Annotated in this window: 11 protein-coding genes; 4 read left to right on the top strand and 7 right to left on the bottom strand. The window is 43.1% G+C overall.

Annotated elements, in window-relative coordinates:
* From ACRC32_RS03100 to rsmI, 4 genes are all read right to left on the bottom strand, one after another.
* Positions 1-968: isochorismatase (locus ACRC32_RS03100; RefSeq protein WP_438552595.1), on the bottom strand; the 968-nt coding region annotated here is incomplete at its 3' end.
* Between the two features lie 298 nt (positions 969-1266).
* Complete coding sequence (locus tag ACRC32_RS03095) at positions 1267-1875, bottom strand: YqhA family protein (RefSeq protein WP_438552594.1); 609 nt, start codon at positions 1873-1875, stop codon at positions 1267-1269.
* Positions 1876-2491: 616 nt separating this feature from the next.
* Entirely contained in the window at positions 2492-3781 is a 1290-nt protein-coding gene (locus ACRC32_RS03090; protein ID WP_438552593.1) for a bifunctional sterol desaturase/short chain dehydrogenase, read from the bottom strand.
* Positions 3782-4021: 240 nt separating this feature from the next.
* Positions 4022-4912: a 16S rRNA (cytidine(1402)-2'-O)-methyltransferase gene (rsmI, locus tag ACRC32_RS03085; RefSeq protein ID WP_438552597.1), complete on the bottom strand. Its 891-nt coding sequence runs from the start codon at positions 4910-4912 to the stop codon at positions 4022-4024.
* A gap of 97 nt (positions 4913-5009) precedes the next feature.
* Here rsmI and ACRC32_RS03080 point away from each other — a divergent pair, with 97 nt between their 5' ends.
* Genes ACRC32_RS03080 through ACRC32_RS03070 form a run of 3 tightly spaced genes read left to right on the top strand, consistent with a single transcriptional unit; the run spans position 5010 to position 6574 of the window.
* Complete coding sequence (locus ACRC32_RS03080; protein WP_438552592.1) at positions 5010-5159, top strand: hypothetical protein; 150 nt, start codon at positions 5010-5012, stop codon at positions 5157-5159.
* 39 nt (positions 5160-5198) lie between these two features.
* A complete protein-coding gene (locus ACRC32_RS03075) occupies positions 5199-6284 on the top strand; it encodes a Photosystem Q(B) protein 1 (protein ID WP_438552591.1) in 1086 nt (361 codons plus the stop codon).
* Positions 6281-6574: a DUF3288 family protein gene (locus ACRC32_RS03070; RefSeq protein ID WP_438552590.1), complete on the top strand. Its 294-nt coding sequence runs from the start codon at positions 6281-6283 to the stop codon at positions 6572-6574. Before ACRC32_RS03075 ends, ACRC32_RS03070 begins: the two co-directional genes overlap by 4 nt.
* Positions 6575-6586: 12 nt before the next feature.
* On the opposite strand, the gene ACRC32_RS03065 is transcribed toward ACRC32_RS03070, so the two are convergent.
* From ACRC32_RS03065 to ACRC32_RS03055, 3 genes are all read right to left on the bottom strand, one after another.
* Positions 6587-7942, bottom strand: coding sequence for an MlaD family protein (locus ACRC32_RS03065; RefSeq protein WP_438552589.1), 1356 nt, complete (start codon positions 7940-7942; stop codon positions 6587-6589).
* Positions 7943-7990: 48 nt separating this feature from the next.
* Positions 7991-8773, bottom strand: a complete 783-nt coding sequence (locus tag ACRC32_RS03060) for an ABC transporter ATP-binding protein (protein ID WP_438552588.1) — start codon at positions 8771-8773, stop codon at positions 7991-7993.
* A 284-nt stretch (positions 8774-9057) separates the two neighbouring features.
* Positions 9058-9876 carry a hypothetical protein gene (locus ACRC32_RS03055; RefSeq protein WP_438552587.1) on the bottom strand — a complete coding sequence of 273 codons (819 nt, stop codon included), beginning with the start codon at positions 9874-9876 and terminating at the stop codon, positions 9058-9060.
* A 216-nt stretch (positions 9877-10092) separates the two neighbouring features.
* On the opposite strand from ACRC32_RS03055, the gene ACRC32_RS03050 reads away from it, so the two are divergent.
* On the top strand, positions 10093-10209 hold a 117-nt coding region (locus tag ACRC32_RS03050), incomplete at its 3' end, for an FAD-dependent oxidoreductase (RefSeq protein ID WP_438552596.1).

Raw genomic sequence — 10209 nt, 5'->3', positions numbered from 1 at the left:
AACCTTTGAAAAGCCGCGTTTGCTGGTTCGGTATAGTCAACTACACCAGGCACGACAACGGCAGAAGTACAATCTTCTAATAAATAAACTTTCTTAGCCAGACTCGGATCGACTTGCTGAATTTCAGTTAATAAATCATCTACTGTCCAAGCAACACAATGGCTTTTAGCTTGACCTGCAATAATGACAGCATCAAATTCTAATAGTTGTTGAATTAAACGAGAATTCTTTTGAGCAATTGGTTTGCCGTCTGCGCTGTCAAGAACTTCAGGACGCAAAACTGAATAGTTTTCTGTTAATGGATTATTACCTTTAATTTCAAACTGAGTCTGACTATCGCGGGCAATACAATGGAAAAATACCGCTTCTTCTACCGCAGAAACTAAAGCATGACCGATGCCACCTAACATGGAATGATAAGACCAAACTGTGAGGGGATATTTGCCATGCTGACTCAGTTGATTGACGTAATGTAAAGCGTGTTTTTGGAGCGTACTGTAGTCTAATTTTAAACTATACACTACAGCAGGATTAACTTGCCAAACCCCTTGTTCGACATCTGTAGGCGTAATATTTGTTGCAGATGGGGTTGGATGTTCTCCATCTTGGTTAATCCAAAAGATTGGATGAAAAATCTGCATTGCTGTGTGAGTATCTAGTGTCGGTGCGATCGCGCTAATCGTCCCTAAATTGCGATAAATAAATTCACAGAGCCTTCGATTATCTTCTACTGCCCCAGTACCGGATTGCCCACCCACAAATAATTCAAAATCGGGAATGCAAAAAGTATTTTGTACGTCAATTAGTAGCAAACAAACTTGAGTTTTATCTGCTGATACTGATTTAATTTGATATTTTTTTGCCCACTCTCGCGCCGCTGCTGCCCGTTGTTGATAAGGGACGCGCCAGACTTCGCCAACTTTCTCTGGTACAAAATGAGGGGGAATTGGTAATTGGGTGGTAATCATGGGGTTTTGTTCTTTGGGCGAATAGAAGTTGGGCGAATAGAATTAGCTACCTACACAGACATTTAAACACGCATCGTCATGCGTGACTTGTATTATGGTATTATTTACCATTATTATAATCAATTACACCTTTGAGTGCTACAAAATTAGCATCTGCATAGCCCACAAAGAGATTAAACCCAGATCCAAATTTATTTGCGGATCTGGGTTCAAATTTTTTTCACTTGTAAATTATCCTCTACAAGTTTGCAATTGTGGGAGCTATACGGTTACTAAGAGCGATCGTTGGAACACAACACTAACTAGCACGGCGATCGGATTGTGGATTAATTGATGTGATATTTTGCAGATGATCTGCTGAATCTTGATGCCTATGTAAAACATGTTTGATAACTTTTTCTGTCTTGTACACCTCATCTTCGGCTTGAATCTTTTTCTTAGTGCTATGCGATAAATTAGTAAAAACTGCCAAGGCAACAGTTACCATAGATATTGCTGCACCATAGGATAGCAAATTGCTATCATTATGCACCACTGCCACAAGAAACTGAACGGCTATCACAGCTATTACTGACTTAATGAGTTTTTCTTTGAGGTCATCCAGATTGCGAATTGACAACCAACTTGGAAGTTTTAAACCACCAATAAATAGCTCGTACAAACCCAGACCACAAATCAAAATTACAGTAGCTAAGAGCATGATATCAACTATCTCAATAAAGCTAATAGCAGTTTTGAAAAGGGTGGCTTTGGGGACTTTTCCAACCGTGAGGGTTTTACTCAAAAGTTCAAGAATAACAAATAAGGTTTGTTTCGCGCTATAGATCATCAATACCAATGCCGCTAAGACATTAGATAATGCAGGCAGAAACATGATATATCTTGCAGAAGCTAGTAGCTGACGCATGAAGAAATCTCCTCGATCGTTTTATGAAAAATACAAAATTCTTGATTTTTCTCAGTCAAATGCAATTTGAAGTTCTACAGGTGTAATCAGTCCTAACTTGTAGTGCAACTGAAGCTAGTGACAAGTCTCAAAATCTCACAGCGCGATCCTGTATTCAAACGCTATCCGCGTGTGAAATAGCAGCTATGGAGTAGGGTGAGTGTATAAAACAGCAAATACGATCGCTCTAGGGGATTTATCAACCCCTAAAGTATTAGCTAATGAAGCATTTAAGCGAGTATAGCGATTGGCACAAAAATCAACTTGAAATTGCTATGAAATACCCCCTTTCTAGCTCTTGATGTCAGAAAAATTTCATCGACAGAGCCTCTATCCCCACTACCAAGTATCTAGATGTAAACAATCAAAGGTTCTTTACACTGGTTCAAGATTAAATCTAAGTAGGTGACAAACTTGGGGTAAAAAAGTGACGAGTTTGTCAGCGATAAAAAATTCGTTGATAGTCGTTCAACAGAGTCATCTACCTATAGAGGCGAGAACCAGCATCAGAAGGGTTACAGGTTCCCTACTCCAGCTACAGGATTGACAAAGAATTCACGGATTAAAATTTTTCGCTCTATCGTTCGATCCCTGCTTTAATTTTTGCTGACTCAGAGCGATCGCCCGATCGTAATAAACTACTAGAACGGCTAAACAACCGGAAATAGAGCGAAACAAAAAATTCTTTTAACGGAAATAGGATGTAAGTCAAAGGGTTGATTGTCACGATAATATTACGAACATCGCGCTGAGCTAGGGCAATAATTTGTTTCGCAACGCGATCGCTATTCATGACTCCAATTGGATTTAAATTACTTTTGAATGGACCTAAAATCAACTTGCGGATGACACAAGGAGCATCTAACCGCCGTAAAGTTATTAAATCTCCTAAAGTTCGTTTGGAAAGCTCGTATAAGGGGCTAACAGCAGGACTAACTTCGGCTTCCGATGTATTTACCCATACTTCTTTTGTGGCAATATCTTCGTTAGTACGAACTGTGGCGAGAAACATTTCCATCAGTCGCCAAGAGGAGAAAGTGTTAACCTCATAAGATTTGGCGATCGCATCTGGCGTTCTTTCGCCATGCACGTTGATGCCATGATTGAGGATTAAAATATCAACTTTTTCTAACAACTGGGATAATTCGGCTTCTTGCCCTACATGCCACGATACAGTTTTAACTGCTAGTGTTTTACCGTCAACGCTTAGCGTCACGGGTTCGGATTGAGAACTCAGGGCAATGACTTTTGCCCCTGCTTGGTGGAGGTGTAATAATAGCGATCGCCCCAGCGTTCCCGATGCACCAGTTACCGCGATCGTTTTTCCTTTCAGTGCCAATGCTGTACCCATAAGCTTATCCACCAAAGTAAAAGTACCGCAAAAATAGGCATCGTCATCATCAAAGTGATGTCGCCAGTGATAGGTACGATTTACAAACCAGCGTGCGGGAGGAGAAGTAAACGCACCAGGCATATGAGTTAAATCTGTAGCTTCCCTTGCCCATTCGCTACCACTACCACGGGCGATACAACTTACTAAAAACATCATTGTATAGGCAGTTCCCGCCAAGGCTGCCCACTGATAGGTGGGTGTTTGCCAGTAGCAGAGATACCACGCACCGAAGGAAAGTAGCAGCATGACTAAGCATTCCGGCAAGTCATTATGCCACTGTGCTTTGCAATAAATTTCGGCACTCGCAAAAGTCAAGTCTCGGCGAAAGACGCGATGATGCCAGACGTGCTGCCGATATAAAAATGGCACTCGATGCGATAAGACGTGATACGCATCCCGCACGAGTTCTACCCAGAGGACAGATCCGACTATCCATGCCGTGCATGTCACAGTGGCAGCGAAAACGGACATCATAAATCTTTCAAACTCCTCACACTTGAGACTACAGATCGTTTCGATTTTGCGACACCGATCCCCCAACCCCCCCTTAAAAAGAGGGGCAAAGATTCGCGATTGGCGCTTTCGATCCCCCAACCCCCTTTAAAAAGGAGGCAAAGATTCGCGAAACGGCGTTGGCGCTTGAAAGCGCTCATAGGATTAGTTTAGACCAATAGCTCCAGCTAGCTACAGGCAGGTGCGATATTAGATGCGGCTTTATTCATTCTGGATGTCTGGTGTCGGTGATGCAGACAGGGACAAATTCGGAATTGCTAAAGCCAATTGATAGATTTCCTGGCGCGATAGAGAAGTCGCCTTTGCCAACTGACGGCTAGCCTGCGATCGCGATACTCCCGCTAAAATCAATTTTTGCAATTCTGCCTGAATTTCTACTTCCGATAACTGGGGTTTCACCCATTCCATGCCTGCTACAACTAGGGTGTATTCTCCTTGTGGTTCTTTTTGTTGATAGTGGGCGATCGCTGCCTCAATCGTTCCCCGCCACAACTCTTCGTATAATTTTGTCAGTTCTCGCGCCAGCACAATTTGTCTTTCTCCCCCAAATACCGTAGCTAAATCTTGTAAAGTTTGACGCAAACGATGCGGAGCTTCGTATAAAATTATCGTGCGGGATTCTGTCTGCAAAAACTCTAGGCGATCGCGTCTGGGTTTGCCCTTAGCTGGCAAAAAACCCTCAAACACAAACCGATCCGTAGGTAAACCCGCCGCACTCAAAGCCGTAATTACAGCACTCGCACCAGGAATCGGGACAACGGTTATCTCTGCCTCGACGCAAGCTTGAACTAACTCATACCCAGGATCGGAGATCCCTGGCATTCCGGCATCTGTCACTAAAGCGATCGCTTTACCTGTTTGTAACTGAGCGATAATTTCGGGAATGCGGCTGTTACGGTTGTGTTCGTGATAACTCAGTTGTGGTGTTTTAATTTGAAAATGGTGCAATAATTTCCCCGTATGGCGAGTATCCTCCGCCGCGATCGCATCTACCGACTGCAAGATCCGCACGGCACGAAAGCTGATATCTTCTAAATTACCGATTGGCGTTCCAACTACGTATAGCGTCCCTGGTTTTGGTTCAGTCACGATCTGAGTCTATTTACAGCTCTATTTATTTTTTGCCTTTCTTACAGCCGTTTAAAGATATTTAACTAAAATTCTAACAGCCAGCAAATTTTTTCTAAAATTGACTCAGAAAGTTGTACGGTACGGTCTTGAAAATCAATTTGCTCGGATGCCAAAACAGCGATCGCGTGTAGAAAGTCGATCGCACTACAGCATCAGTATTTCTATAAGGCGCAAGGAATCTAAATCAGTCAACAGCGGCAGAGGATAGCATCTATCTCTTTAGATAGATTTTTGCTAGGAGGACGTTATGAACACTATTGTTCAACGGCGACCGGGATTAGAAATTGCTAAAGTATGGAATCGATTTTGCGAGTGGGTCACAAGTACTGACAATCGAATTTACATTGGTTGGTTTGGCGTACTGATGATTCCCACCTTACTGACAGCTAGCATTTGTTTTATGCTTGCTTTTGCGATCGCCCCATCTGTGGATTTAGATGGGATCAGAGAGCCTGTTATCGGTTCGCTGATGGGTGGAAATAACTTAATTACAGCCGCAGTCATACCAACTTCAGCGGCGATCGCGCTGCATTTTTACCCGATCTGGGAAGCCGCATCTATGGATGAATGGCTTTATAACGGCGGTCCCTACCAACTGATCGTACTCCACTTTCTCATCGGCATATGGTGTTACTTGGGACGACTGTGGGAAGTAAGCTATCGCTTGGGTATGCGTCCTTGGACTGCTGTAGCTTTCTCTGCGCCAGCTGCCGCCGCCACAGCAGTATTGCTGGTCTATCCCATCGGTCAGGGTAGCTTTGCCGATGGACTTCCTTTGGGAATTGCTGGCACGTTCAATTTTATGTTGGCAGTCCAAGCAGACCACAACATTCTCATGCATCCTTTCCACATGTTAGGGGTAGCGGGAGTTTTTGGTGGCACGCTTTTGAGTGCTTTGCACGGTTCTCTCGTAACTTCTACCCTCATCCGCCAAACTTACGAGCATGAATCTGTCAATGCGGGATATAAATTAGGTCAGTCGCAAATGACTTATCACTACTTGGCAGGACACTATGGTTTTCTAGGACGGCTTTTAGTTCCTTGGTTTGCTAGTAGAAATCATCGTGCCTTTCACTTTCTCCTAGCTGCCTTACCTACAATAGGAATCTGGTTTGCCACTGCGGGAATTTGTAGCGTAGCGTTCAATTTAAATGGCTTTAACTTCAACCACTCGATTCTCGACAGTAGCGGTCGAGTTATCGGGACAGAAGCAGATCTGTTGAACCGTGCCAACTTGGGAATTCAGGCGATGCACGCAGTTAATACCCACCATTTTCCTAATATCATAGCTGGAGGTGGAATACAGCCCGTAAACATTGCGTCTATTCTATGAATGCCAATTTAGAAACCAAAGACCAACAACATCCTTTGTACAGACGCGATCGCGCGATCGTCGATCGCCTGCAAACCGATCCCGTCAGCGATTACAATTTGGCAGAACTAGCACGACTGCGAATTCGTTATCGCGGCTTCCCTGGAGCTAGAGACATCCAATCAGACCTAGACGCAGTCATGCAGAGATGGAATTTAACGGAAGATACTTTATACGAAAAAACCCGTCAAATTCATGCTACTAGCTCCATCTACCAAAATGCAGTTAGAGACGAAGAAGATTGGAGCTGATTAGCCTTGACTTTACTTGTCCTGTTTTACGCTTTCCTTGAGTTTCAGCAACCATTGGGGAGTCTCTGAACGAGGGACGAGGAGCGTTAGCGAAGCGGAACGAAGTCCAGCGTGAGGAGCGAGGGCAAAACTTCCTTGTCCCCCTTGTCCTCCTTGTCCCCCTTGTCCCCCTTGTCCCCCAACGACTGCCGACTCCCTCACGCTATCGAGCGTATTAGCGACTTGAACTTGCTGTTCTACCTGCTGTGTAGAAGAGACTAAACCACTCAAGCCTTCGATCAGTTGGCGAATGCTGTCCCGAAATGAAGGATCTCCCGTGAGTTCGTCCAAGTCGGAGGTAATTTTCTGGGCGTTTTGAAATGTTACCCGCGCAGAATCTAAGGTTTGTTGTAGTGCCAAGACATTACTAGGACTATTTAGCGCTTTAGAAGCATCGCGTAAATTAGTTGAAGCTTCAGCAGCATTGGCTGTGAGAGTTTCTAAATTTTCTATAAGCTGTCCTTGGGTCACGCGGTTAACGGTGGGTGTGAGAGTTTCGACGCTAGAACGGAGTTGTTTGCTTGTTTGGGTGAGATTGTCTAAAGTAGCGACCAGGGAAGTGCGATTTTCAGTGACGAGACGATTGAGATTAGCAATTAAATCGTTTGCTTGTTCTGCTGTCAATCGAACTCGATCGGCTGTGGCTCCAAATTGACTGGCGGTTTTATTTGTCGTGGCTGTAATTCGATCGGCTGTGATTGAAAGGTTATTCAACTGCTGTCGTGTCGTTTTGGTTAATGTCGTGAGTTCGCGAGTCAGTCGAGACACATCGGCGGCAACAATTGAAGTGTTTTCGATCGCCGCATTAATATTTTTATAGAGTTCTTCATTGCTGTAGACGCTAGCAAAGCGGGTAGTAAAGCGAATTAATTCGTCAGTGCTAACGCCAATTTCACCAGTGAGACGGGAACCGTTGCAGACAATCAAAGCGCGATCGCATTTAGGATCGAGCGCTCTAGCGGTAACTTGTTCTGTTGGGACTTCTCTTTGAGGTGTAATATCGACGCTCACTTCACCCAAAAATCCCGACTGGTTTGCTTCGATAATTGCATCGCGAGCAATCACAACATTGGCTGGAGAAACCTCTACAGTCACTTCTACGCCATTAACTCGCGGACGAATACTGGCAATCCTACCGACTGTTACGCCTCGATATCTTACCGCTGCTCCTTCTAGTAAACCGTTGACTCTAGGGAATTCAACTTTAAAGCTGTAGCTTCTCTCACCTACAGTTAAGCCTCTAATCCATAGGAAGACGGCAATAAATATTCCCATTCCTAGCAATAACAATAAACCCACCGAACCTTCTCTAACTGCACGCGATCGCATCGTTTTCTCCTCGATTCACTGATTCAGGCGCATTGTATTGCACCCCTGCTAACCAATTACCTGAATTGGTCCTTCGACTTTGCCACTGAAAAACTGTCGCACCATTGGATGATCTGTCTTGTTGATATCGTCCACCGTTCCCTCCCACTGAAATTTACCTTGATAGAGAAAGATAATGCGATCGGCTGTACGGCGGATGGTACTGTCTTGATGGGTGACGATCGCGTAGGTGTTACAAACTCCTGCCAAGCATTGCAACTGACGAATCAAGTCTTCAATCACAGTCGAAGCAATTGGATCGAGTCCCGCCGTCGGTTCGTCATAAAGTAAAACTTCCGATCGATCTTTGAGGTTGTCGGGGTTAGAAATAATCGCGCGGGCAAAACTCACCCGCTTGCGCATCCCTCCCGATAACTCTGCCGGATAGCGATCGCCGATCCCTGGTAAACCCACCATATCCAAGCTGTGGTTTACCAAGTCTCGAATTCGCTGGCGCGACAATTGACTGTGTTGGTACAAGAAAAAGCCGACATTTTCTTCTACCGTCAGCGAGTCAAATAAAGCCGCTTGTTGAAACACCATCCCAATCCCGATTGGGTCTGCTTTATCTTCAATTAAGCCTTCTCGCATCTGTCCTTTGACGTAAATTTCTCCCTCATCAGGAGTCAATAATCCTGCTAACAACCGGAGAATTGTCGATTTTCCCGTACCGGAAGGACCAATGATGGCTAAAGCTTCTCCCTTATAGATCGTCAGATCGACTCGATCTAAAACCAGGTTGCTACCAAATGATTTACTTACACCCTTGAGTTCGATTATTGGCTCAGCCATCAGCAGATTGTGAAGTTATAGCGGCTAGTTTCACTGTTCGGTTGTATTTCCACAGTTTAGTCCATTACCTTACTCGCAGCAGTCTTAGAATTTGGCGATTCTTCGATCTATTTTGGCTTATTTTCATTAAACCCTTTATGACAATCCAAGTGTATCCGCCTATTTGTCTGGGCGAGCGCGGTCTTTGTGATAATGTTTTGCAACTCAAGCAGCAGGAGAGCTTTGCCTCACCTTAATTTGTTAAATTTTGTTAATAAGATTCTCAGCATCCTAAGCAAATTTATTTATTCTTTAATATTTTCTAGAATACTCTTCGCTTGTTCTAATAAAAATGCACTTCGCTTTAGTGCAAAAATAATTCCACGTTGTATTCCCCATTTTGTAGTAAAGTTATTGGTTTGATTAACTAGGAGTATAAACCCTGGTACTCCTACAACTGCACCAAAAAACAGAGTACCGCCAAAAGCTTTTATAAAGTCACCTAGCACTGGAAATACTAGAAGAACGGAAAATAGAGATAAGATTGGCAACGATGAAATATAAACTTCGTCTTGTGCTTGTCTTTCGTCTATCAACTCTTTTATTTCTGCTAAAACGAAATCTAAAGTTGAAATATGAGCGACCGAGCATAATTCATGAATCACTACTAAATCTATTTTAGCTTTCCGCTTATTTCTTTTCAAGAATCTGTGAACTAGTTCCGATTTATTGTCTCTCTGTGTTTTTCGTTTGAAGCCCCTACATAATTTAAAAAGCCAAAGAGAAGTCCACGCTACCAACCAAATCAACACATACCATGCTTTGTTTGGTTCGTTGATAAATATGTTGTAATAGCTAAATCCTCGTCCTACTAGTAGTAAAATAAAAAGAATTATAAAAGCTACTTTTTCCCAACGGGTTTCACCTACTATTAATTTCCATGTACTACAGACTAAAGTATTGATGAATTTCCATAACTGTTTGCGAAATTTAATATTTCTTTGAGTTCGCTTTGCGTGTAAGACATCAAATAATATCTCGTAGCGACTGATTAGTAAGTCATATACACTAGGAGTCTCTCGCCTAATTCTATCTAGCGTGTCTTCTAGGTTTTGATTTACCATAATCTCAGTCCTACAAAAGTCAAGATTCACAAAACTAGATGCTGCTAAAATAAAGTTTTTGCAAGGGTGCTTATCTTAGCGATGAAAATATATTGCAAAAATGCTTTATCTACCTAGTTAATGAAATCAGAATTAGTTTTTATTTGCTCTATGGATAATAGAGACAATTGAAAATAGTTAACCGCTATAGTATATCGAAGTAATACAGGTTAACAAATGAGCGATCGCAATGTAGATGTCATTGTCATTGGTAGCGGCATTGGTGGCTTGACTGCCGCTGCTTTATTATCTCGTTATGGCAAAAGAGTTACAGTCTGTGAAAGTCATACCATA

Origin of the sequence: Chroococcidiopsis sp. (assembly GCF_051657925.1) — a bacterium.
In the GTDB taxonomy this organism is placed as follows: Bacteria; Cyanobacteriota; Cyanobacteriia; order Cyanobacteriales; family Chroococcidiopsidaceae; genus Chroococcidiopsis.
The sequence above is the reverse complement of the archived record's forward strand: the minus strand, read 5'-3'. Positions and strand labels throughout refer to the sequence as shown.

Coding starts and splice junctions, on each gene's coding strand:
- ACRC32_RS03060 (WP_438552588.1), bottom strand. CDS start 8,773: ATGGCTGAGCCAATAATCGAACTCAAGGGTGTAAGTAAATCATTTGGT.
- ACRC32_RS03095 (WP_438552594.1), bottom strand. CDS start 1,875: ATGCGTCAGCTACTAGCTTCTGCAAGATATATCATGTTTCTGCCTGCA.
- ACRC32_RS03065 (WP_438552589.1), bottom strand. CDS start 7,942: ATGCGATCGCGTGCAGTTAGAGAAGGTTCGGTGGGTTTATTGTTATTG.
- ACRC32_RS03070 (WP_438552590.1), top strand. CDS start 6,281: ATGAATGCCAATTTAGAAACCAAAGACCAACAACATCCTTTGTACAGA.
- ACRC32_RS03055 (WP_438552587.1), bottom strand. CDS start 9,876: ATGGTAAATCAAAACCTAGAAGACACGCTAGATAGAATTAGGCGAGAG.
- ACRC32_RS03075 (WP_438552591.1), top strand. CDS start 5,199: ATGAACACTATTGTTCAACGGCGACCGGGATTAGAAATTGCTAAAGTA.
- ACRC32_RS03090 (WP_438552593.1), bottom strand. CDS start 3,781: ATGATGTCCGTTTTCGCTGCCACTGTGACATGCACGGCATGGATAGTC.